Genomic DNA, 22,759 nt, shown 5'->3' with positions numbered 1-22,759 from the left:
GTCCGGGCCGGTGGCCGGTCGCAGTCGTCCGGGCCGGTGGCCGACCGCCACCATCCGGCCCTTAAGGCACCCGTTCGGGGGCAGCGGGGGCGCGACATCCTCCGGTGCGTGGAAGGTCTCGATCATGCTGGCATGGGCGCCCGTCAGGGCTGTGCCCAACGTGGCCCACGCAGCCCCACCTGGCCCAACGTGGCCCGTCGTGATCGAAGGAGAACCGGATGTCCACTGACACCGTCGCGCGGTTCCTGGCCGCCCTGAGCCCCGAGCACCAGGACGAGGTCGGGAAACTCCCGGCCGACGAGCAGGAGAGGCTCGCCGCCGCCTGGGAGGCGGAGCTGGCGGGTGACGATCTCGACACCCTGGACGAGCTGTCCCCTACCGCCGCCGAGAGTGAAGCGGCGAGGCGCGTCCTGCTCGGCGGAACGAACCCTGAGGGCGGCACGGGCGGCACGGGCGGCCGGGCCTGACGCCTGGTGCGCCGCCGGGTTCGCCGGGCCGGGCAGGTCAGGCGTCGCGCGGGGTCACCAGGCCGGACTCGTAGGCGAACACGACGAGTTGGGCGCGGTCGCGGGCGTGGAGCTTGGTCATGGCCCGGTTGACATGCGTTTTGGCGGTGAGCGGGGTGATCGTCATGCGGTCGGCGATCTGGTCGTTGGACAGGCCCCGCGCGACCAGGGCGACGGCCTCGCGTTCCCGGTTGGTCAGTTCCTCAAGCCCGGTGCCGGTGCCGGTGGCGGTGGCGGTGTGGAGCGGCTGGGTGACGTACCGGTGGATGAGCCTGCGGGTGATCGAGGGGGCGAGCAGCGCGTCGCCACGGGCCGCGACGCGTACGGCGTGCAGGAAGTCCTCCGGCACGATGTCCTTGACGAGGAACCCGGCGGCACCGGCGCGCAGCGCGTCGAAGACGTATTCGTCCAGGCCGTAGTTGGTCAGGATGACGACATGCACCCGGGCCAGGGCCGGATCCGCCGCGATGCGCCGGGTCGTCTCGATGCCGTCCATGACCGGCATCTGGATGTCGATGAGAGCGATGTCGGGCAGATGCTCCCTGGCCAGGGCCAGGCCCTCCTGCCCGTCGGCGGCCTCGGCCACCACCTCGATGTCGTCTTCGAGGTCGAGGAGCGCGCGGAATCCGCTGCGCAGGAGCGGCTGGTCGTCCACCAGCAGGACACGGATCACGGCGTACGGTCCACGGGGAGTTCGGCCCGGACGGTGAAACCGCCCTCGCCGCGCGGTTCGGCGCGCAGCCTGCCACCGAGTGCGGTGACCCGTTCGCGCATACCGAGCAGCCCGACGCCGGGCGTCGGTGCGGTGTCCGGTGTGGCCTTGCCGTCGTCGTCGATGCGCAGGGCGAGGGTGTCCGTACGGCAGTCGATCCGGACCGACGCCGTCGCGGCGTCCGCGTGCCGGGCGATGTTGGTGAGCGACTCCTGAACGATCCGGTAGACGGTCCGGCCCACCGTGGCCGGTACCTCGTCCCGCTGTCCCTCGATCGTCAGCGTCGCGTCCAGGCCGATGGTACGGGCCTGTTCCACCAGTTCCGGGAGGTGGTCGAGGCCGCGCGGCGGAGCGGTGTCGTCGTCACGCAGCGCCTCCAGGGTCGCCCGCAGCTCCCGGGTCGCCTCGCGCCCGGCCTGCTGGATCGCCAGCAGCGCCTCCGGCACCTGTTCGCCCTGTCTGCGGGCCACATGGACGGCGACTTCGGACTGCACCTTGATGATCGAGATCTGGTGCGTGAGCGAGTCGTGCAGCTCCCGCGCGATGCGCAGCCGCTCCTCGTCCGCGCGGCGGCGCGCGGTCTCCTCCCGGGTGCGCTCGGCTTCGTCCGCGCGCCGTTCCGCCTGCCGCAGCGCCTCACCCGCTGCTCCGGCGGCGATCAGCCAGGCGATTTCGAGAGCGCCCCGGGCCTGCGCGAACGCCTCGCCCGTGTCGTGCGCGCCCGAGGCCAGGGCCGCGACGGGGAGGGCGGCCAGCATGGTCACGCTCGCCGCCACCGTGAGGGCGCGGTGTCCCTCCCGTACGGCCGCGTACACCGCGAACAGATACGCGACGACGGGTACGTCGAAACCGGCCGCCTGGTATCCCACCGCGCACAGCCCGGTGACGGCCAGGACGGGAACCGGCGCGCGGCGCCGCGCGGCCAGCGCCAGGCCGCCGACCGCCAGGAGTGCGTAGCCGAGCGGGCCGAGGTCCCTGCTGGTGTGCTGCGCGGACAGCCCGGTGACCACCAGGGCGGCTGCCACGCAGACGGCGATCGCCCCGTCCCTGACACCGGCCGGAACACCGGTCCGTCCCCTGCTCATGCGCGCACCCTAGCCCGGTGCCTGCGCGGGCGAGTCCGGCGGGCGGATGAGCGGGCGGCTACCGCGCCCGTGGTAGCCGCGCGGTTTCTACGCCATCGGCGGCAGCGTGAAGTGTCCGCGTCCGCCGGACGACCGGCGGTGGGTCCGGCGGACATGATCGGGCGACGTCCCGCCGTACAGGAGAACCCGCCGTACCAGAAGAACCCGTCGTACAGGAGAACTCGCCGTACCAGAAGAACCCGTCGTACAGGAGAACTCGCCGTACCAGAAGAACCCGTCGTATCCAGAAGAACCCGCCCCACCAGGAGAAGGAGCACCCCATGTCAGTCCCGTCCCTGCTTGCCGCACCGGAGGTCGTGCACATCTCGGTCCAGCCGGTCGCGGCCGGTGTGTTCGACCTGAGCGCCGGGCGGCTCGGGGCCATCGTGGCCGCGCTGGTGGGGCTGCTCGGCGTGGTCATCGGCGGGTTGGCGCTGGCCCGCGCCACCGGTCGTACCGGCGCTCGTCTCAGTACGGGCAACGGCAGCAGCTCCGGCAGCAGCTCCGGCAACGGTGTCCGCAACGGCGTCGGCATCGGCATCGGCATCGGCATCGGCTCAGGGCGGCGCGGGGCCTTCGTGGCGCTGGTGGCCGGGCCGGTCGCCATGGCCATGGGCGGGTTGGTCGTCGCCACATCCGACGGCGGCCTCGGCACCGGCAACGGGCTGGGCGGGGCCTACGTGGCCCTGCTGGTGGGGCTGCTGGCCACGGTCATCGGCGGACTGGCGCTCACCCGATCCCGCCGCACCGGCTGACCGCCCGGCCCGTGTACCCGGCCGTCACACCAGCCGGCCGTCGTCGCTGAGGCCGGGCCGCGGACGCGCGGTTCACCCCGGCGGGGCGTCACTGAGCGTCGATACCGGGTTGTGTCCTTAAGGAGGGCCGTCACGGCCCGTCGCCAAGGCCCCGCTCCGGTACGCTCCGTGAAATGCGAGTCATTCAGAGTCCTCCGGCCACGCAGGCTGCGAGTCTCTGTTCGACTCCCCGCAGCGGGCGTCGCACAGTATGTACCACGGGTACTCCTTCGCGCTGGAATATGCCCGAAGCGCTTGTTGCGGTGACTGTACGTCAACCATGCTGTCTCGCAAGGGAGTCACGTTCAGTGACCTGGTGGTCGATGACCCTGTCGAGGCGCGAGGCGATGTGTCCGCCGGTTCGGATGGTGTGAGCGGTGCAGGTGCTCCAGGTTCAGTTGGAGGTCGGTCCCGATCCCGCGGAGGTGGGGCGGGCCCGGAGATGGGCCCGTTCGCGGCTTGTCGGATCCGGGATAGGGGACGACGAGCCGCTGGCGGAGACGCTGATTCTGCTGATCTCCGAGCTGGTCACCAACGCGGTCGTCCACACCGGCTGTCCGGCCGTCCTGCGGATGCTCTTCGGCGCGGGCGCCGCCGAGGCCGGGACCGTCCGGGTGGAGGTCGCCGACAAGTGCTCCCGCCCACCGCGCCAGCGGCACGCCGAGGGCGATGACACCAATGGCCGGGGCCTCGAACTGGTCGACGGGCTCGCCGACCGATGGGGCTGGAAGCCGGAGGGCTCCGGCAAGTCCATCTGGTGCGAGGTGGACCGGGGAGTCCCCGAGGTCGCCTACAGCGCCGGGCCGAGGGGACTGGCGACCGCCCGGCGGTAGCCCCCGCCCCGACTTGTGCTGACGCGTCCGGCTGCCCCGTAGAATCTGACGATTCGTCAGAAACCCTGACCGGGGACCCAGTCGTCGCCGGGGACCGTCTCGTACGCCTATGCCTATGCCTACGCCTACGCCTGCGTCTGCCCGCGCGCTCCCGTGTCCGCCTCCGCCTCCGCCGGGAACGTATCCGCCCGGAACGTACGGCGGTAGACCGTCGGCGGCACCCCCAGCGCGGACTGGAGGTGCTGCCGCATCGACTGCGCCGTACGGAATCCGGCGTCCCGGGCCACCTGGTCGACGGACAGATCCGTGGACTCCAGCAGGTGCCGCGCCCGTTCGACCCGCTGCTGGGTCAGCCACTGCCCCGGGCTCACCCCCACCTCCTCCCGGAAGCGGCGGGTGAACGTCCGTACGCTCATCGACTCCCGCTCGGCCAGGTCCCGCAACTGGATCGGCTCATGCAGCCGCCCCAGCGCCCAGTCTCGCGCGGTGGAGGTGGTCGCCAGTTGGGTCTCGGGGACGGGCCGGCGGACGTACTGCGCCTGGCCGCCGTCGCGGTGCGGGGGGACAACGCTGCGGCGGGCCACGTCGTTGGCGACCGCCGCGCCGTGGTCGCGCCGGATCATATGGATGCAGAGGTCGATCCCGGCGGCGACGCCCGCCGAGGTCAGGACGTCGCCGTCGTCGACGTACAGCACATCGGGATCGACCCGGACGGTCGGGAACAACTGCTGGAAGCGCTCCGCCACGCTCCAGTGAGTGGTGGCCGGGCGGCCGTCGAGATACCCGGCGGCGGCGAGGTGGAACGCGCCCGTGCAGATGGACGCCAGCCGGGTCCCGGGCCGGACATGGTCGAAGAGCCCGGCCAACTCGGCGGGGAGGAGGCCCTCCCGGAAGAGCAGGGCCGGTTCGTACGCTGCGGGCACGATCACCGTGTCCGCCTCGGCCAGCGCCTCGGGCCCGCGCTCGACGTACAGCCCGAAATCGGCCTCGGTGGGGACGCGGCCGGGGACGGAGGTACAGGTGGTGACCTCGTAGAGCGGATCGCCCGCCGGGGAGAAGGCGCGGCCGAAGAGCCGGTGCGGGATGCTCAGTTCGAAGGGGATGACGTGGGGGAGCGCGAGGACGGCGACACGGTGGCGTCGGGGAGCGGGCGCGCGGGTGGGCGTGCGAGCGGGCGCGGTGGAGGGGGTCCGGTCAGCGGAGGTGGCCCGGTCGGCGGAGGTGGCCCGGTCGGCGGTGGCGGCGCGGGCAGGTGCGTCGGGCGTATCTCGGGCCATGGCCCGATCCTATCGAAAGGTGACCTTCGGGCCACTCGATGGCTGTGATCGCGCCCCGGATGCTGGAGCGTGTGACCGAGACCAGTCAATGCCGTCAGCCCCCGGGCCCCGGGATCCGCCGTTCCCCGGGCGCCCCGAGCGGCCGTCCCCGTATCCACCGCGCCTGGTCCGTGGCCGCCGTCACCTTTGTGACGATCATCGGAGCCGCGGCCTTCGCCTCCCTCCCCGGGCTGCTGATCGACCCGCTGCACGACGAGTTCGACTGGTCGCGCGGCACCATCGGCTTCGCGGTCTCCGTCAATCTCGCGCTGTACGGGCTGACCGCGCCGTTCGCCGCCGCGCTCATGGACCGCTTCGGCATCCGCCGGGTCGTCGCCGTCGCCCTCACCGTCATCGCGGTCGGCTCGGGGCTGACCGTCTTCATGACCACCGCCTGGCAGCTCGTCCTCTTCTGGGGCGTCCTCGTCGGCCTCGGCAGCGGCTCGATGGCGCTGGCGTTCGCCGCGACGGTCACCAACCGCTGGTTCGTACAACGGCGCGGGCTGGTCACCGGCGTCCTCACCGCCGCCGGAGCCTCCGGCCAGCTCGTCTTCCTGCCGCTGCTGTCCTGGCTGGTGGAGCACCACGGCTGGCGCCCCGCCTCCATCACGGTCGCGCTCGCCGCGCTCGCCGTCGTCCCCTTCGTCTGGCTGCTGCTGCGGGACCATCCGGCCGATGTGGGCGTCGCGGCGTACGGGGCCGAGGGCTTCACCCCCAAGCCGCCGCCGGTGCCGGGGGCGGCCCGGCGTGCGATAACGGTGCTGTTCCGGGCGGCCCGCACCGGGCCGTTCTGGCTGCTGGCGGGCACCTTCGCGATCTGTGGCGCGTCCACCAACGGGCTCATCAAGACCCACTTCGTCCCGGCCGCCCACGACCATGGCATGGCGATCACGGCGGCGGCCTCGCTGCTCGCGGTCATCGGGGTCTTCGACGTCATCGGCACGATCGCCTCCGGCTGGTTCACCGACCGCTTTGACGCCCGTCGGCTGCTGGCGGTGTACTACGCCCTCCGGGGGATCAGCCTGCTCTTCCTGCCGATGCTGCTGGCGCCCACCGTCCAGCCACCGATGATCTTCTTCATCGTGTTCTACGGACTGGACTGGGTCGCCACCGTGCCGCCGACGATCGCCCTGTGCCGGGAGCACTACGGAGACGACAGCGCGATCGTCTTCGGCTGGGTCCTCGCCTCCCACCAGGTCGGCGCGGCGGTCGTCGCGTTCGCGGGCGGGATGGCACGCGATGTGTTCGGTTCGTACGACGTGGTCTGGTACGCGTCGGGCGCGCTGTGCGCGATGGCGGCGCTGATGGCTCTGGTGATCCGGCGCCGTCCGCTGCCGGCGCTGACGCCTGTCGCGGTGCCGGTGGACAAGCCGGTGGACACGTCGCTGGAGACGAAGGGCTGAGGAAGCGGGGTGGTCGGGGGCCGAGAGGTAAGGGACCGAGGGGTCGGGACGGGAGGGGAGCGGGAGGCAACGGGTCGAGGGGTGAGGGCGGGCGGGGAGCGGGAGGCAACGGGTCGAGGGGTGAGGGCGGGCAGGGAGCGGGAGGCCGCGGGCCGAAGGGTCTCAGGGGGGCAGGGGGCCGAAGGGTCAGGGGGCGAGCCGGCCGAACGCCCCTCGGTGGAACAGCAGCGGCTCCGCGCCCTCGTCCGCCGCGCCGAGCGCCTTCACCCGGCCGACGACGATCAGATGGTCACCCCCGGTGTGCACCGCCTGGATCACACAGTCCACCCACGCCGGTACGCCCGCCAGCAGCGGCGAACCGGTCACCGGAGCCGGAGCGTGCGCCACCCCGGCGAACTTGTCGGTGCCGCGCGCGGCGAAGCCCCGGCACAGCTCGCCCTGGTCCGCACCCAGGACATTGACGCAGAACACCCCGGCGCGGGCGATACGCGGCCAGGTCGTCGACGTCCGCGCCACCATGAACACCACCAGCGGTGGATCGAGCGACAGCGACGAGAACGACTGGCAGGCGAACCCGGCCGGCCCCTCCTCGTCGCACGCCGCGATCACGGTCACCCCGGTCGCGAAGTGCCCGAGCACCCGCCGGAACTCCCCCGGGTCGAGCGGCAGCCGCTCGTCGTCCCCGACGGCCCGCAACTCGGGTCGCGGCAGGGCTTCGTACGGTTCGGCGGCCGTGGGCGCTCCGACGGACCGGAAGTAGCGGACTGCGGTGGCGGCCATTGCTGCGTGTCCCATCACCCCTCCATTGAAACTGTCACCCCGTCAGCTGGGAAGAGCGCACTGGTGCGCGCCCGCCCCCGGAGCGCCATGTACGCGCGCCCGCCCCTTCCCCTGAGCCCCGCCGCCCCAACCCTCTCCCGCCCCGGGCGCGGGCCCCTCGCCTCGTACTGCCCCTCCCGCCCGCGCACTTGGGCTTCTGCCGGGTGGCCTTGCATGTTCAGCCCGTCCGGCGTTTGAGGACACCCCGGAGGGGTGCGCGTCAGCCGACGGCGCGGCTGGTCGCCGGGCCCTCGGCGGCTGCACTTGGGCCACGGCGGCCTTGAGCCAGAGCATCCACGGCACGCTCGTACGCAGTGGCGGCTACGGTCGGCCTGGTTGCAGGGGAGTGGGCACGATGTGGTCCTCTGTGTCGATCCAGACGCGTTCGCCGTCGGCGGTGACGGTCAGTCCGGCCCGGTCCCGCCCGGGCCTGCCGAGGTCCGCCCATGCCCGGTATGCGGCTTCGGCCTCGTCCCACAGACGGCGGGGCCCGTACTGCTTGACCAAGTGCTCATCGCCGCTCGGGGCGTGGTCGACACACGCCCACGAGGTGCGGTTGTCGGCCAGGATGAACAGGCTCGTCGTGTCGTGCACCTCCACGGCTTCCGCCAGCAGGTGCCAGGCGTCGGGCAGGGCGAGACCGACGAAGAACAGGGCATCTGCGTCGGCAGCCAGCACCCAGGGGCTGATCGTGGTGCGGCTGGTGGCCGCGTGGTGCTCGTGGTGGACGAAGTCTTCCAGGAAGCCGCGATGGGGGCGGGCGTTGCGGGTGCGCATGAAGGACGGGAACCCGGTGAACGACCCCCGGCCGACGCCCCCGGCGGTGTCGACCACGGCGAAGCTGTGGGGGAAGAAGCTGCCGCCCCAGGGGGCGACGATCCGGCCGCGCGGGGTCTGCTCGATCCAGGCGTAGGGGATCCGGGGGACGTTGTAGGTGGCGATCAGCCGGTCGTACGGTGCGCCGGGCGGCCATCCCTGATCCGCGTCCCCGCACACGATCCGGGGCGTGTACCCGGCTGCGGTCACGTTCTTCGTCGCCTGGTCGACCAGGGCCCGGTCGACTTCCACGGAGGTGACCAGATCCGGACCCAGACGGTGGGCGAGCCAGGCGGCGTTGTACCCCGTCCCGGTGCCGGCCTCCAGGACCCGTTGGCCATCGGCCACATCGAGGAGATCGAGCATCTGGAGCATCACCGACGGCTGCGAACTGGACGAGGTGGGCAGTTGGTAGGCCCCCTCGCGGGTAGCGGCTCCGTCGTTGACCTGTGTCGTCAGCGGAATGTCGGCGTAGACCCGCTCCAGCCACAGCGTGGGTTCTTCACTCCGGGCGACCGCGCGTCCCTCGGCTTCCACGGTGTCGGGTACGAACAACTCGCGCGGGACAGCGGCCACCGTATCCGCCCAGCCGGAGGTGAGGACTCCACTCGCGTCCAGGATCTTGAGCAACTGGCGGGGCGAACTCACCGGCCGGTGCCGGTCTCGGCGGACGGCGGGTTCGGAGGATTCGGCGGTGCGGGCGGGACCGGCTTCTTCCACTGACCGTCAGACTCCCGTGGCGACTGCTTCTTGTCCCCGTCCGCGCCGCCCTTGCCGTCTCCGTGACCGCCCATATCCCGCTGTTCCCCTCCATAAGACCTGATACTCAGGGGAGCGTCCCGCACACCCTTCGTAACCGGCTAGACGGATTTGCGCCAGTGTTACGGGTTCGGTCGGCCGCCCCATGCGGCCGGAAGAGCCGACCGCATTCATCCCCGGGGTGCGGCCGTTCTGGATCAGACATGAGCACGCGAACGGCCCCGGAGCACACGCTCCGAGGCCGTTCCGTACGTCAGCCGACCGCCTTCACGTCCCGGACGAACGACGCCCAAGCCGCCGCCCCGAACACTACGGAAGGCCCCGGAACCTTGCTGTCCCGCACAGGGACCAAGCCCGGGAGGTCGTCTGAGATCTCTACGCAGCTTCCCCCGTTGCCATTGCTGTAGCTGGACTTACGCCAGCGCAGGGCGCTCAAGTCTCGCTCTGTATGCATTTCGCGTGTTCCTCCGCCGCCGATTCGATCAGGGCTAGGGACGCCTCTGGCGACAGTGCGACAGCCCTAGCCAGATCGTATGACATCCGAAAGTCCGCAACTAGCGCCGGATCGTCCAGCAATTGCCCGATCCACGAACCCTCGACGTAGGCCACATCAGGGGCTTCAGCAAACGACATGAGACTGACCATTCCACCGATCGACCCGTGGGCCCCCGCAGCGAAGGGAACGACCTGAATCACGGCCCGGTACGCATGTGCGAACTGTGCGATGTGCTGGACTTGACCAGCCATGGTCCGAGGTCCTCCGACTGCCGTCCGGAGTACTGCCTCATGGAGGATCACCCACAACTGAGGGGTTGTTGGGTTCTGGAGAATATGCGCGCGCTCCAAGCGAGCCAACACCGACGTCTCAACGGCGTCAGTCGGCACGGTCGGGTTGGTTCCCCGGATGAGGGCGCGGGCATAGTCCTCAGTCTGGAGCAAGCCAGGGACCACGGACGGCGCGTACTCACAAATGGCCGTCGCTTCAGACTCCAGCTCCGCCGCCTCCGCGAAGTACGCGCTGTGCTTGGACTGCCCAACCGCACGGGCCAGACGTAGGAAGAAGTCGCCGCACCCGAGTTCAGCGTCGATGCGCTGAGCCATGTCCGGCAACAGCCGCCGTGTGCCCGCCTCGATCTGCCCGACGTAGGACCCAGAGCAGAACAGTTTGTCCCCTAATGTCTGCTGAGAGTGTCCGGCAGCGGCACGCCTCTTACGCAACTCCTCACCCAGGAACGCTCTGGGAGTCTCGGCAGGCTCCCGAGTCTTCGGTTTGGCCACCGCCCAACCGCCTTTCCACACAGTTCCGTTGTTGGGTTTTTCCCCCTGTCAAGAGTAGCTACGCGTCGTTGACGGTGTGAACAGACCGAAAGTGACAGGCAACAGGAGGTGACCGCATGACTCGTCCCAAAACGCCTCACGATCCTGATCGAGTGTGGAAGCTCAGACGAACTCCGGGTACACAGGTTCAAAAGTTCGAATCGGCGGATCCGAAAGTCGGAGACCGGTACTTCCTGCCGGTGAGCATCACCATCGACAACTTGGAACTGCGCGAGTCGGGCCTTTGGCTAACTCGCTCTGGCGCTGAGCTGTTGCACGCGGAATTGACGTACCGCCTGGACGGAGAGGGAGCCAAGGGCCTTGAGACGGTCCCGTCGCGCCCCGAGGCCGCCCAGAGGCAACCCAGCAAGGACGGGCCCCCGTGAGGCGATGGTTCAGGCGTAACACTGACGTCGTTCTCACCCTGGTGTGGGCGGGATTCGTCGTCGTCATGATGTACGCAGTCGCGCGGCCGGGTCTGTACCCGGTCCCACTGCCGTAGATCGGCTCCGCCCCCACCCGTGAGCGGTTGGTGGGCGGAGCCCGAGGGCCCTGACGGGGTAAACCCACCCGGTCAGGGCCGGAGGTTCTCTCCCGGCGTTCTCGATGCCAGAGTGGGGCGGGTGAGCGTGAGTCAGAAGCCACCGGTCAAGTGCATCAAGTGCCAGCGGACAGCGGTTGTCCTGACCTATGCGAAGGACCCGCGAACCGAAGAGTCGTACTGGCGCTATACGTGCCTTGACTGCCGTATCGCATGGCCGCAGGACCAGCACGGAGGCGGTATCGATGAGTGGAGGTCCCTATGAAGGAGGCCGAGGAAACCCGCCCTCTGAAGAGCATGTGTGCCAACGGGCACATGTCCGTGACCATGCTGCCGAACGGCAAGCAGAAGTGCTCGGACTGTCAAGCGGAGTGGTGGGCGAGACGTCGCCCGTGATCGAGGGCCCCATGTCGGACCAGATGGCATGGGCCCTGATCTACGGCCTTGCTCTGGACGTGGCCGAGCGGTTCGGGGCAACCGTCCCGGACGCTGCCCGCCATATCGGCCGGTACGCGTTCCATGAAGCCGTGCAGAGCGTTGACGACGGCTGGTCGCTCCACTGGAACGGCAAGCCTGCCTGAGCCCGGAGACCGGCCCCGGCCTCAGGGCTTCGCCAGGGACTTCGCGATCTTGCGGGCGTCGATCGCCAGTTCGCGGAGCATCCCGCTGATCGGGTTGGTGAAGCCGGTGAAGTAGAGCCCGGGTGCCTTCGCCGGGGTGCGGCTGCCCCGGGTCAGCGGCTTGCCCCGGGAGTCGAGCACCCCGAGGTGGCCGAGCAGGCCGTCCAGGGCCGGGTGGTAGCCGGTTGCCGCGATGACGACCTCGGGGGAGATGCGGGTGCCGTCGGCGAGGACGGCCTTGTCCGTCTCGAAGGAGTGCAGAGCCGCGACGGGTTCGACCTTGCCGGTCCGTACCGCGTCGGTGAAGCCGACGTCCTGGACCGGGATCGCACCGGCCCTGACCCGGGAATACAGGCCCTTCTCGGGGCGGGGCAGACCGTGGGCGGTGAGGTCGGGGACGGTGAGCCGGGTCAGCAGGCGGGCGGCCCGGTCCACCAGGGCGACGGGTGCTCTGCGCGCCAGGATGCCGTTGCGCTGGGCGGGCCAGCCGGCGGTGGAGCGGCGGACGATGTGCGGGGGTGTGCGGACCGCGAGCCGGACGCGTGCCGCGCCGCCGGCGGCCAGGTCGACGGCTATCTCGGCGCCCGTGTTGCCGACGCCGACGACCAGGACGTCCCTGCCCCGGTACGGAGCCGGGTCGCGGTACTCGCCCGCGTGGAGCAACTCTCCGGTGTACGTGTCGCTCCCCGGCCACTGCGGCAGGCGCGGGGTGTGGTTGTGGCCGGTCGCCACCACCACCGCCCGGCCGGTGAGCCGTCGCCCGCCCGTGGCGTGCAGCACCCAGTCGGCGCCCGCGGGCTCGATCCGGGAGACCTCGACGCCGGTCACGATCTCCAGCTCGTGGAACTCCGCGTACTTCTCCAGATAGCGGACCACATCGTCCCGGGCCACCCACCGCCCGAACGACCTGGGCATGGCGAGCCCCGGCAGCCCCGACAGACGGCGGGTGGTGTGCAGCCGGAGCCGGGCGTAGTGGCCGCGCCAGGATGCGCCGACGGACTCGGACCTCTCCAGGACGACCGCCCGTACGCCCTTGTTCCGCAGCGCGGCGGCGGTGGCGAGCCCGCCGGGACCGCCGCCGATGACATAGACGGGCCGGTCGTCCGTGATGTCGTTCGAGTGGCCCGCGCCCTTGGCTCTGCCCGTCTCGCCGCTCGTGTCGCTGCCGCTGCCGCTGCCGCTGCCTCTGTCGCTGCCGCTGACTCTGCGTCTGCCTGTGCCTTTGCCCTTTTCGCCCGCCATGAGGCGTGAGCGTATCGGCGCACCCTCTTGATGGGTCTCAGTCAAGACGGGAATCGATACCGAATTGATCACGCTCGTACGGATATTGACCATGGTGGTACGCCTCCCGATCGGCCTCGGCGCACCTCTTGCGCGCGGGCGCATCACTCTCCGCGCGAGTTCTGCCCGTACGGCTGGAGCACGGACCCCTGTGCCGCGAGGAGGTGTGCGGCGCGGGTGCGGGGCCCGGGTGCGCGGCGTGGCTCGGCAGTCAGGTGGGGAAACCTCACCCGGGCAGGTGGTTTTGGCCGCCGATGGAGGTTTCGCCCTGGGCGGGGACGCCCGGACGGGAGGAGCCTGGCGGGGACGACAGCGGGCGGGCCGGACGCGTCCGGCCGTAGGGAGTGCGCATGAAGGTCAACTTTGCCAAGTTCGACGGGTCTCTGCCGTACGCGTCCGAGTTGTACGGGGTCTATCAGCCGCTCCTCGGCTGGCGGTCGGCCCGGCTGGCCAAGCGGTTCGGGGTGGCGGACGACGATCTCAACCGGTCGATGGCGGCGGCGCTCACCGAGAAGATGAGCCCGTCGTACACGGTGCCGCCCCCCGCCGGGGCCGCGGCGGACGCGGGGATCACCATCGAGCCGGGCGCCCCGGTCCCCACGGTCGCGTCCTCCATGCCTCCCGTCCTCGACGGGTTCGTGGCCCGTGAGCTGGTCGGCAAGCTCAGGTCGGAGGACCTCACCGACCCGGCCGTATGGGACCGGCTCGTCGGGACCGCAGGTCTGACCGCGCTGCTCCAGTCCGCCGCGTCGAAGATCTCCCAGGGCGGGGTCATCGTCCACGCGGGAGGGGACGAGGAGGGCGGGGAAGCCGCCGCCGATCCCGCCCGCGCGGAAGGTGCCGCCGGTTCCGCCGCATCGACCAGTCGCGCCGCTGCCGCCGACCCCGCCGTCCAGGCGGCCCTGGCCGCCCAGGAGTCCCGGGTGGCGGGCACCCTCCGCCAGTTGCAGCAGACCGGCCGGTACGACGTCCTGCACGCGATGTTCGCCGCCGGGGCCCACCAGGTCGACGTACCGGCGGTGGACGCCCTCGCCACGCTGCTGGGCCGCCGCCTCCCCGCAGGCGCAGGCGCAGGAGCGGGAGTGGGCACGGACGCGGGCACGGGCACGGGCGCGGGCGCGGGCGCGCACCTCGCGGGCAAACCGGAGGAGTTCATCCCGCCGGCCTCCCTCTCCCCGCTGGGTGTCGTCCATCTCTTCCGGCAGTACTTCTTCGAGTTCGACTCGTTCCTCGGCCCGCCCGTCCAGCACATCTGGCTCAGCCCCGGCTCCAGCGTCGAACTGATCGAGATCAGCACCCGTCGCACCCTCACCGAGCGGACCACCGAATCGGCGCTGGAGACCACCGACCGCAGCGAGCAGGAGACCCGTACGGAGGACGAGCTGTCCGCGTCCGTACGCGAGGAGAACGAGAGCAGTACGAAATTCGGGGTGAGCCTGGACGCCAGCACCGACGGCACGATCGGGGTGTTCAACACCCAGGCCACCGCCAGTACGAGCTACGACACCGAGGAATCCCGCAAACGCGCCAAGGAACAGACGCACAAACAGCTGCGCCAGCAGACCGTCAAGCTGTCGTCGGAGATCAAGCGCAGTTTCAAGTCGACGTTCAAGACGGTCGTGGAGACCACCGACACCTCCAGCAAGCGCTATCTCCTCCAGAACACCACCGCCCAGCTCGTCAACTACGAGCTGCGCCGCAAAATGCGCCAGGTCGGGGTACAGGTCCAGGATCTCGGCACCCAGATGTGCTGGCAGACCTATGTCGACCGGCCGGGCGACCAGCTCGGTATCGCCAAGCTGGTCCATATCGCCCAGCCGCCCGAGACCGACGTCCAGCCGGCCCAACTGCTCCCGACGCCCGAGGAGTACCAGGAGACGATCGAGGGCACCTACAAGGGCCCCGACGACGACCACTTCGACACCTTTCTCGAAGACCTCCGCGTCTATCCGAAGAACGGCTACGAGTACAAGAGCCACACCAATGTGCAGTGGATGTCCAGCAATGTCGCAGCCCTGCAGATCACCCGGTTCGCCACGGACAGCAACCGGCTGAAGCTGCGCATCCGGGGCCACAGCGGTGACGACGGGGAGATGTTCCCGTACCGCTTCACGGTCAATTACGGGCCGACCGCCGCATATATCAAGCAGATCGAGGACGAGAACAAGAAGCGTGTCGCACTGGTCGACGCCGAGAAGGAGCGGGTCGCCAAGGACGCGTTCTACAAAGCGGCCCAGGAGCGGGTGAAACTGGCCGCCTCGATCGGGCAGCGCCGCTTCGAGGATCTGCGTGAGGAGGAGCGGATCGTGGTCTACCGCGATCTGGTCCGCCAGCTCTTCAAGAGCGTCGGCCTCAAGTCTCTCAAGGCCCCGGCCCACCATGTGATGGCCGAGCTGGTGCAGAGCCTGTTCGAGGTGGACCGGATGCTGTATTTCGTCGCGCCCGAATGGTGGATGCCCAAGCGCCTGGGGGCCAAGGAGGACTTCGGCCTGGGCGCCGACGCCACGGAGTTCGAGGAGAGCACCGTCGTCACCTGGGGAGAGACCAATTCGGACGACGACTACTACATCACCGCCGACTCCGCGCCCGCCCGCCTCGGCAGCTCGCTCGGCTGGCTGCTCCAGCTCGACGGCGACAATCTGCGCAACGCGTTTCTGAACGCGCCCTGGGTGAAGGCGGTGGTGCCGATCCGGCTGGGCCGGGAGTTCGAGGCGCTGGACTGGCTGACCAGCGCGGGTGTCGAGGGCACCGACGGACTGAACGATCTGTACGCGGAGGCCCTGCCGGGCGAGCGGGCGCGCATGCTGCTGGTGCTCAAGGCGTACCGGTGGGCCGATCCGGACCTCGCCGCCCGCTACCGCGAACTGACCGCCGAGCGGCTCACCGTCCATGACGCCATCCGCTATCTGGCGGTGGTGATCTCCAGCGAGTGGGAGAAGTCCCGGGTGAAGGTCAGTGAGCGGCTGCCGGACGGCACACCGGTCAACTATCTGCCCGCGGACAGGGTCTATGAGCGCGGATTCGACCCGCTGGACAAGGGGTTCGAGGTGTCCGGGGGCGCGTTCGAGGTCTTCGACCAGTGGGTCGAGGTCATGCCGACGGAACAGATCGTCGCCACCGAGGTCCGCTACGACCCCAAGACCGGGACCCAGCTCTGATATGCCGGACCGGCTGATCCTCACTCTGGTGGATGTGCTGGGCCGCTCGCCGGGCGGCGAGGCGCAGGTGGTGATCGCGAGCGCCGATCCCGTCACCCCCGCGTCACCGCCGCGTACCGTCACGATTCCCGCCGACCGGGCCGCCGTCGTCGGGCCGCTGCCCGAGGGCTGGTCCCGGGTCACGCTGCTGATCAGCCACCCCGACTACGCGGACGAGCCGGTGATTCTCACCACCAGCCGCCGGCTCGGTCCGCCCACGTCGCCCGCCCCGCCGGTCTACTGGGACAACCGGGGCGCCGCGCTGGCCCGTACCGGCGACGATCTCGCCCTCAAGGTGGAGCTGGGCCGGGTCCGCCAGGCCCCGCTCACACAGTTGCCCGCCGCGGGGGCCAGACCCGCCTCGGAACCGGCGGGCGTCTTCTTCGCGGAGCGCGACGGACAGCCCCGCCGCTACCTCCGGCTGAACCAGTCGCCTCCCGGCGGGCGCCCGCGCTGGATCGCGAGTACCAGAATCCGGGCGCTCAGGGAGGTGACGGCCGCCCCTGCTTCCGGCTCGGGTCCCGGCCCCGGTCCCGGTCCTGGTCCCGGCTCCACCAGCGGTGGGCCCACCACGATCGGCGATACGTCCAAGGACGGCTGGGAACGGTTCCGGGCCGTCGAAACGCCGGTCACCCTCGCCGATACGGGCGGCTTCCTCTTCCTGGAGTACGGCAGTGTCTCCGGCAGGCGGCCGGCTGAACCGCGCTTCCTCATCGCCGTCTGGGCCCCGCCGCGACGGGGCGGCGCGGGCCAGCACATCGACGCGGTCTGCTTCTTCTCGCCGAGCACGGCGGTCTCGGACTATCCCCGTACGGCGTACCCCTTCCGTACCAACTATCCGTACGCGGCGGCTCCGGGCCCCGTGCCGCGCGGCAGCTTCGCCGTCCAGCCGTACGTCAACCTCGGCTACCGCTATCTGCTGACCGAGTCCTGCTTCGTCCAGGCCCAGCACATCTCCGGGCGACCCGCCCTCCTGGTCATGCCGATCTTCCCCGCCGTGCCCGACGGCGGGGACGGCGCGCGGCACGCATGGCAGCCGTTCAACTCACAGGAGGGCATGCAGCGGCTGCTGCTCGAAGTGGTGCACTTCCTCCATCGGTTCGGCTACGGACGACGGGGATCGGCCGGGTCGGCCGAGGACTTCATCGGCTGGCAGGGCAGCAGCGCCCCGGTCGGTGCCCTGCCCGCGGTGGTGCTGTCCTCCCGGCTCTCCTCGACGCCGGAACCGCCGCCCCAGTTGCGCGATGTCACGGTCAGCGGGTTCAGCAGCGGCATCGCGGGCGCGTACCCCCTCTTCGGCCGTACGAGGATCTCCCGGCCCGCCGACTATCCGCCGAGCCTCTTCGGCGCCGACGGTTTCGCCGGGGTCTGGCGGGAGTGGTGGGATCTCGACCTGGACCTCAGCGCGGCCCGTACCGGTATCCGGGTCGCCGACTACGAGCGGGCGCTGCTGGCCTGGTTCGATGAGCGCGGCGGCGGCCGGGACCGCCGTATCCGCCTCTATCACTCCCAGTACACCACCGGGACGACGCCCGCCGATCAGCTCTTCGCCCAGCTCGCCAAGCGGCGGCACACGGTGACGCGGGGGCACGCCCCCGGGCTCGCCGAGGAGTGGCGCGACCCGGCGGGCCGCTGGTCGGCCGCCTTCTACAGCGAGGCGCTGCTGCTGGCCGACCGGCGCCCGGACGGTGTACTGCCGGAGTTCCCGCTGCGCGGCGAGCCGGACCGTGGCCGGAGCACTCATCTCTTCACCGAGGCCATTGGTTTTGGGCACGCGTCCACACTCCGCGCGGACAGTTGATCAGTTGGTCCCGGGCCCGGTGGTGTCGTCACGGTCCCGTCCGTCCGCCCACCCCGGTCGGCGGACGGACGACGCCGCTGCCACGGCACTCCCGCGCGCTCATCGCGTCACGGCCAGAGCAGCTCCCGTACCCAGCCGTGCCCCTCGCGGCGGTAGCGCAGCCGTACATGCCGCCGGTCCGCGTCCCCCTGGAAGTACTCCACCTCCCGCGCCCGCAGCACATACCGCGTCCACGTCGGCACCGGCGCGTCCGGCTCCGCCCGCGCCCGCTCCCACGCGGCCCGGGAGGCGCGGGCCAGCTCCTCCCGTGACCCGAGGATCCCGCTCTGCCGGCCGGTGAGCGCGGCGGCCAGCGCGCCGGTTGAGCGGGCCGCGAGATCGGCGCGGCTGTCGGTCGCACCGGCCGCCGTGGCCGCGCCCCGGATGCGGATCTGGCGGCCCTGGACGGACCAGTAGAAATGGAGGGCGGCGGCGGGGTGCGCGGCCAGTTGACGGCCCTTGGCGCTGGAGGCGTGCGAGGCGAAGTGCCAGCCGTCGGCGTCGGCGTCATGGAGCATCAGCGTGCGTACGTCGGGGTCCCCGGCGCCGTCCACCGTCGCCAGGGCCATGGTGTGCGGCTCGGGCTGCCCGGCGGCCACCGCCTCCGCGAACCAGCGGTGGAAGAGCGGCAGCGGCGCGTCCGGCGCACCGGCCGGGTCGAAGGCGGGCAGTCCGGCCTCCCAGACCCGCTGGGCGTGCAGGAGCGTACGGAAGTCGGCCGACGGGTCGTTGTCCATCCGGCCAGTGAACACCGTGAGCCCGCGCCGGTGGACATCCTCCGCCCGCCGGTGGACATCCTCCGTCCGCCGGTGGGCACTTCCCGTCCGCCAGTGGGCACTCCCCGTTCGCCGGGGAAAACCACTCCGCTTATAGTGGTAAAGGTGGCGGCGGCGGTGACCGTGACGGATCGGAAGGAACGCTCATGCGGCAGAACCTGGCCCGGCGTGCGGCGCTCGTCGACGCGGCCATCGAGGTACTCGCCCGGGATGGTGCGCGCGGACTGACCTTCCGCGCGGTCGATGTCGAGGCCCAGGTGCCCAAGGGCACCGCCTCCAACTACTTCGCCAACCGCGACGATCTCCTCAACCAGGCGGGCGGCCGGATCTATGAGCGGCTGCGCCCCGACGACGCCACGCTGGAGTCGATGGTCCGGGGCCCGGCGACCCGCGAGCGTACGGCGGAGCTGGTCCGGGATGTCGTGGCGCGCGTCACCGCCTTCCGTATCGGCTATCTCGCCCTCCTCGAACTCCGGCTGGAGGCCACCCGCCGTCCCGAACTGCGCGCCCTGCTCACCGCGCGGGTCCACGACGACGTCGAGAGGAATGTCGCCGCGCATCTCGCCTCGGGGCTGCCGGGCGACGCGGACGCCATCAGGATGATCTATCTCGCGGCGAACTGGCTGGTGGTGGAGCGGCTGACGCTGCCCGAGGTGTTCCCGCAGGAGCAGGCGGGCGAGCTGATCACCTCCCTGGTGCTGCGTCTGCTCCCGGAGGACGGCGGGGAGAGCGGTGAGGAGGACGGCCGGGGGGACGGCCCGGAGCGGGGGGCCTGAGCGGGGGCTCTGAACGGACCTCGTCCCGCGTCCGGCGTATGACACGGCCCGACCGATTCCGACGACCCGGCCAGGCGGTCCGGCAACGCGGCCTACGCGCGGGCGTACCGGCGGGCCAGGGCGTGGAACGCTTCCTTCGGCTCCCAGTGCCAGTCGGACGACGGATCGCCGGGGCGGTGCTGGATGACCTTCACGATGCCGTAGGTCGCCATGTCGTGGTCGTACCTGGGCTCGTCGGGCCGGTGCGGCGCGTCGGGGGCGACGAACTCGAACGCCATCGCCGCGTACAGCCCCATCGACTCGAAGACGCTCAGCAGCTCGGTGAGGTACGCGGCCTGGGTGCGCTCGCTGCGGACCGGGGGGCCGATCAGTTCCGGCGGGCTCTTGGTGTGGTCGACGATGGCCCAGCCCATACCGCCGCGCTCCGGTGCGCCGACATAGGCGCAGGTGCCGAACTCGGTGATGGCCAGGGGCTTTCCCCAGCGCAGATAGGAGGTGAGTTCGCGGACGTACGGGGAACGGCGTGGGAAGTACGAGTAGTAGTCGACGCCGACGATGTCGAAGAGGCGCCAGTCGACCTCGTCGCCCTGCGCGGAGGCGTAGCTCAGTTTCCCCTTGAAGACGGACCGGCCGACCCGCGCGGCCTTCGCGATGAAGCGGTCCAGTTCGCGCTGCATATGCACCGGGTCGAAGGTCCCGTTCTGGAGGTTCTCGATCCGCTCCAGAACATTCGCGCCCGGGACGATGCCCGGCACAAAGAGCCAGAACTCGCACCCGACGCTGAGATCGACCCGCGCACCCTGCCGCCGCAACCGCTCCGCGAACCGGCCGCACTCGGCGAGATGCTCCAGGATCTCCCCCTCGGGCCGGTCGCCGAGGGTGGGCTCCAGCCAGATGTGCAGCCCGCGTTCGGCGGCCTGGGCGGCCGTGGTGGTCAGCCGTTCGACGCCGTCCCCGGTGACCTTCAGCGAGTTGGCGTGGAGGTCGCGCCGGATCGCCCGTACGTCTCTCGCGGTCCGCGCGGCACTCCACGCGGTGCCCGGGGTCTCACCGGCCCCCAGCGTGTAGCAGACACTCCGATACGTCAGCCCCCGCCGGCCCCCCGGCCCGGCGGCGGCTGCTTGGTTTCCCGTATGGGCGGCGGCTGTCCCGCCCGCTGTCCCGAGTAAGACGCCCGCGCCCGCGACTCCTGCCGCGCCCGCCAGGAACCGCGCCCGGCTGATCCCGTAGCTGCCCACAGTGCTCCTTCCGATGAGGTCCGTACCGTTCGTACCGTTCGAACCGTCCGAACCGTCCGAACCGTCCGACGGAGCCCAGTCTGGTGAGCGGCGGCGGGCCGCACTGTCGGCCGAAGGTATGGGCGGGGGCGACGGAGGGATGATCCCTCGCCGCTATCGATGGACTCGTCGGCACGGTGAACTGCCGATGGGCCTGGCGGCACGGTGACCTACGGGTGGAACTCGGTGAGCTATCGGGGGAACTCCGTACGGGCGGTGTACGCCGCGAAGTCATGCGGCTCACGGTCCAGCGCCCGCCGCACCCCGTCCCCCAGCGCCGCGCTCCCGTCCGCCCGGATATGGCTGAACAGGTGGACGAGGAGGTCCACGGCCTCGGCCGGGTATCCGCCGGCGGTCAGTTCCGCGCGGTAGCGGTCGTCCGTCAGCGCTGTGTAGCGCAGGGGCCTGCCCGCCGCGGCCGAGATCTCGGCGACCGCCTCGCCCATGGTCATGGCCCTCGGTCCGGACAGGTCGTAGATCTGCCCAGCGTGGCGGTCCTCGGTGAGCGCGGCGACCGCGACATCCACGAGGTCGTCCAGCACGATGAACGGCTCGCGCCCCTCCCCGGTGGGCAGCCGCAGCTCGCCCTCGGTGACCAGGGCGGCGAACTCCGGCAGCTCGGTGAAGTTCTCGGCGAACCAGGAGGGCCGCAGGATCGTCGCCGCCCCGCCTTGCCGACCCGCCGTCAAAACAAGTACCCCGCTCCCCATCGCGCGCTTGGGTGATTATCCGATCTTTATTCCGCCGGTACGGGAGTGTCGACCGCGCCCTCCCGCCCCTCCTGCTCAGCCTGGCAGGGAATTCCCGGACAGGAGACTCACCGGAGGAGAAGCCGACGCTATGAGAGCAGTCCTCGCGTGGTTGCGACAACGGTCATGGAGCAGGCAGTGGCCATGGACCGGACAGCGGTCTTGGACGACGGGCCTGGCCTGTGCCGTCCTCGCCGTCTCGGCGCCCGCGCCCGCGACCGCGCTCACGCTCGGACCGGGCCTGCCGTCGGCCACCGCCGGTATCAACTGTGTCTTCGGCGACGTGGATCCCGGCACGTACGACCTGCGGGGGACCGAGGTCCCTGAGGGCTATGTCCTGCCCACGGACCCGGTGACCGGTCCGTACGTCATCACGGCGGACAACGCGGCCGACGGTGTGCGCTTCGACATCGCCAACCAGCGCGGTGAGCCGTTCACGTGCAAGGGCGACAAGGGCGGTAGAGGCGGCTGGGGTGGCTGGGGTGACCACGGCGGCAAGGGCAAGTCCTGGCCGCCGCACCGGCGCTGATACCGGACGTCGGTGATCTGTCGGCGAGGTGGCGGCCCCGGTGGAGTCCGCCGAGCGGGCGGCCCTGGCCGGGCGTCCGCCGGGTGGGGGCGTGTCGCGCGGGGGCACGCGTCCGGCGGCTCCCTACCTCGTCGGCTTGCGGCCCGTGATGCCGAGATGGACCAGCAGGGCGAGGTTCGGCCGCAGCTCGGCCTGCTTCACACCCCAGGTCGTGAACCCCTTCTGGTGCGAGGCGACTGCGGCCAGCATGGCGACCAGCGAACCGGCCATCGCCGCCGGATTCACGTCCTTGTCGACCCGGCCCTTGGCCTGCAGTTCCTTCACCGCGTCCGTGAGGGAGTTGGTGACCGAGTTCAGGATCTTCATGCGGATCTTGTAGAACCGCTTGTCGCCCTCCGCGGCCCCCAGGTCGACGACCCGCAGGATCGCGTCATGACGGCGCCAGAAGTCGAGGAACCCCTCGACCAGTTCCTCCGAGGTCTGCCAGCCGGCCTTGCCGACCCAGGCCCGCCCCGAGACCAGCGCGGTCAGGTCCGCGCCCTCCTTGGCCATCTCCTCGGCGATTTCGAGGACCGCGCCCTCGACGTCCGGGAAGTACTGGTAGAAGGTCGCGGGGGACGTGCCCGCCTTCCGGGCCACGTCGATGACTTTGACGTCCCGGTACGGCGAGGAGCTGAGCATCTCGCTGAGGCAGTCGAGCAGCTTCTGCCGCGTCGCCTGTCCGCGTCGCCCGGCCACCCGGCCGTCGACGGTGCGTACTTGTCCTGTCATGCC

General features: G+C 70.8%; 22 protein-coding genes. 9 read left to right on the top strand and 13 right to left on the bottom strand.

The genetic code is table 11. The features are described from left to right. The first annotated feature begins 218 nt into the window (after nt 1-218). Complete coding sequence (locus ACWF94_RS01400) at nt 219-467, top strand: hypothetical protein (protein WP_453483551.1); 249 nt, start codon at nt 219-221, stop codon at nt 465-467. Between the two features lie 37 nt (nt 468-504). Here the strand turns inward: ACWF94_RS01400 and ACWF94_RS01395 are convergent, their stop codons facing one another. Both ACWF94_RS01395 and ACWF94_RS01390 read right to left on the bottom strand, forming a co-directional pair. Beyond that, nucleotides 505-1,179 carry a response regulator gene (locus tag ACWF94_RS01395; protein ID WP_453483549.1) on the bottom strand — a complete coding sequence of 225 codons (675 nt, stop codon included), beginning with the start codon at nt 1,177-1,179 and terminating at the stop codon, nt 505-507. Then, nucleotides 1,176-2,303: a sensor histidine kinase gene (locus ACWF94_RS01390; protein ID WP_453483548.1), complete on the bottom strand. Its 1,128-nt coding sequence runs from the start codon at nt 2,301-2,303 to the stop codon at nt 1,176-1,178. Before ACWF94_RS01390 ends, ACWF94_RS01395 begins: the two co-directional genes overlap by 4 nt. Before the next feature lie 320 nt (nt 2,304-2,623). On the opposite strand from ACWF94_RS01390, the gene ACWF94_RS01385 reads away from it, so the two are divergent. After that, nucleotides 2,624-3,097: a DUF6223 family protein gene (locus tag ACWF94_RS01385; protein ID WP_453483547.1), complete on the top strand. Its 474-nt coding sequence runs from the start codon at nt 2,624-2,626 to the stop codon at nt 3,095-3,097. 416 nt (nt 3,098-3,513) lie between these two features. Further along, entirely contained in the window at nt 3,514-3,969 is a 456-nt protein-coding gene (locus tag ACWF94_RS01380) for an ATP-binding protein (protein WP_453483545.1), read from the top strand. 125 nt (nt 3,970-4,094) lie between these two features. Here the strand turns inward: ACWF94_RS01380 and ACWF94_RS01375 are convergent, their stop codons facing one another. Next, on the bottom strand, nt 4,095-5,246 hold the full coding sequence (locus tag ACWF94_RS01375) for a GlxA family transcriptional regulator (RefSeq protein ID WP_453483543.1): 1,152 nt from the start codon (nt 5,244-5,246) through the stop codon (nt 4,095-4,097). A 59-nt stretch (nt 5,247-5,305) separates the two neighbouring features. On the opposite strand from ACWF94_RS01375, the gene ACWF94_RS01370 reads away from it, so the two are divergent. Then, a complete protein-coding gene (locus ACWF94_RS01370) occupies nt 5,306-6,688 on the top strand; it encodes an MFS transporter (protein WP_453483541.1) in 1,383 nt (460 codons plus the stop codon). A gap of 186 nt (nt 6,689-6,874) precedes the next feature. Here ACWF94_RS01370 and ACWF94_RS01365 read toward each other — a convergent pair whose 3' ends face one another. From ACWF94_RS01365 to ACWF94_RS01345, 5 genes are all read right to left on the bottom strand, one after another. Beyond that, nucleotides 6,875-7,468 carry a flavin reductase family protein gene (locus tag ACWF94_RS01365; RefSeq protein ID WP_453483555.1) on the bottom strand — a complete coding sequence of 198 codons (594 nt, stop codon included), beginning with the start codon at nt 7,466-7,468 and terminating at the stop codon, nt 6,875-6,877. A 360-nt stretch (nt 7,469-7,828) separates the two neighbouring features. Then, nucleotides 7,829-8,971: a methyltransferase domain-containing protein gene (locus ACWF94_RS01360; RefSeq protein ID WP_453483539.1), complete on the bottom strand. Its 1,143-nt coding sequence runs from the start codon at nt 8,969-8,971 to the stop codon at nt 7,829-7,831. Further along, nucleotides 8,968-9,117 (bottom strand): hypothetical protein, encoded by a 150-nt coding sequence (locus ACWF94_RS01355; RefSeq protein WP_453483538.1) that lies wholly within the window; start codon nt 9,115-9,117, stop codon nt 8,968-8,970. Before ACWF94_RS01355 ends, ACWF94_RS01360 begins: the two co-directional genes overlap by 4 nt. Before the next feature lie 218 nt (nt 9,118-9,335). Next, nucleotides 9,336-9,536, bottom strand: coding sequence for a DUF397 domain-containing protein (locus ACWF94_RS01350; RefSeq protein ID WP_453483536.1), 201 nt, complete (start codon nt 9,534-9,536; stop codon nt 9,336-9,338). Then, nucleotides 9,515-10,360 carry a helix-turn-helix domain-containing protein gene (locus ACWF94_RS01345; protein ID WP_453483534.1) on the bottom strand — a complete coding sequence of 282 codons (846 nt, stop codon included), beginning with the start codon at nt 10,358-10,360 and terminating at the stop codon, nt 9,515-9,517. Before ACWF94_RS01345 ends, ACWF94_RS01350 begins: the two co-directional genes overlap by 22 nt. A gap of 987 nt (nt 10,361-11,347) precedes the next feature. Between ACWF94_RS01345 and ACWF94_RS01340 the strand changes: the two genes are divergently transcribed. After that, a complete protein-coding gene (locus ACWF94_RS01340; protein WP_453483532.1) occupies nt 11,348-11,521 on the top strand; it encodes a hypothetical protein in 174 nt (57 codons plus the stop codon). A 21-nt stretch (nt 11,522-11,542) separates the two neighbouring features. Here ACWF94_RS01340 and ACWF94_RS01335 read toward each other — a convergent pair whose 3' ends face one another. Beyond that, nucleotides 11,543-12,802, bottom strand: coding sequence for a flavin-containing monooxygenase (locus ACWF94_RS01335; RefSeq protein ID WP_453483530.1), 1,260 nt, complete (start codon nt 12,800-12,802; stop codon nt 11,543-11,545). A gap of 389 nt (nt 12,803-13,191) precedes the next feature. Here ACWF94_RS01335 and ACWF94_RS01330 point away from each other — a divergent pair, with 389 nt between their 5' ends. Next, nucleotides 13,192-15,999, top strand: coding sequence for a hypothetical protein (locus ACWF94_RS01330; RefSeq protein WP_453483529.1), 2,808 nt, complete (start codon nt 13,192-13,194; stop codon nt 15,997-15,999). A gap of 1 nt (nt 16,000) precedes the next feature. After that, on the top strand, nt 16,001-17,839 hold the full coding sequence (locus ACWF94_RS01325) for a hypothetical protein (RefSeq protein ID WP_453483527.1): 1,839 nt from the start codon (nt 16,001-16,003) through the stop codon (nt 17,837-17,839). Nucleotides 17,840-17,946: 107 nt separating this feature from the next. Here ACWF94_RS01325 and ACWF94_RS01320 read toward each other — a convergent pair whose 3' ends face one another. Further along, nucleotides 17,947-18,615 carry a pyridoxine/pyridoxamine 5'-phosphate oxidase gene (locus ACWF94_RS01320; RefSeq protein ID WP_453483525.1) on the bottom strand — a complete coding sequence of 223 codons (669 nt, stop codon included), beginning with the start codon at nt 18,613-18,615 and terminating at the stop codon, nt 17,947-17,949. 185 nt (nt 18,616-18,800) lie between these two features. Here ACWF94_RS01320 and ACWF94_RS01315 point away from each other — a divergent pair, with 185 nt between their 5' ends. After that, nucleotides 18,801-19,430, top strand: coding sequence for a TetR/AcrR family transcriptional regulator (locus ACWF94_RS01315; RefSeq protein ID WP_453483523.1), 630 nt, complete (start codon nt 18,801-18,803; stop codon nt 19,428-19,430). 92 nt (nt 19,431-19,522) lie between these two features. Here ACWF94_RS01315 and ACWF94_RS01310 read toward each other — a convergent pair whose 3' ends face one another. Together ACWF94_RS01310 and ACWF94_RS01305 are read right to left on the bottom strand one after the other, a co-directional pair. Further along, on the bottom strand, nt 19,523-20,668 hold the full coding sequence (locus ACWF94_RS01310; protein WP_453483522.1) for an abortive phage infection protein: 1,146 nt from the start codon (nt 20,666-20,668) through the stop codon (nt 19,523-19,525). Nucleotides 20,669-20,898: 230 nt separating this feature from the next. Further along, nucleotides 20,899-21,396, bottom strand: coding sequence for a hypothetical protein (locus ACWF94_RS01305; RefSeq protein WP_453483520.1), 498 nt, complete (start codon nt 21,394-21,396; stop codon nt 20,899-20,901). Between the two features lie 151 nt (nt 21,397-21,547). Between ACWF94_RS01305 and ACWF94_RS01300 the strand changes: the two genes are divergently transcribed. Further along, the gene (locus ACWF94_RS01300) at nt 21,548-21,985 is read left to right on the top strand and encodes a hypothetical protein (RefSeq protein ID WP_453483518.1); all 438 of its coding nucleotides are present in this window, start codon (nt 21,548-21,550) and stop codon (nt 21,983-21,985) included. A gap of 123 nt (nt 21,986-22,108) precedes the next feature. On the opposite strand, the gene ACWF94_RS01295 is transcribed toward ACWF94_RS01300, so the two are convergent. Then, the gene (locus ACWF94_RS01295; RefSeq protein ID WP_453483517.1) at nt 22,109-22,756 is read right to left on the bottom strand and encodes a TetR family transcriptional regulator; all 648 of its coding nucleotides are present in this window, start codon (nt 22,754-22,756) and stop codon (nt 22,109-22,111) included. Nucleotides 22,757-22,759: the final 3 nt, after the last annotated feature.

Source organism: Streptomyces sp. NPDC055078, assembly GCF_053607985.1.
The sequence above is the reverse complement of the archived record's forward strand: the minus strand, read 5'-3'. Positions and strand labels throughout refer to the sequence as shown.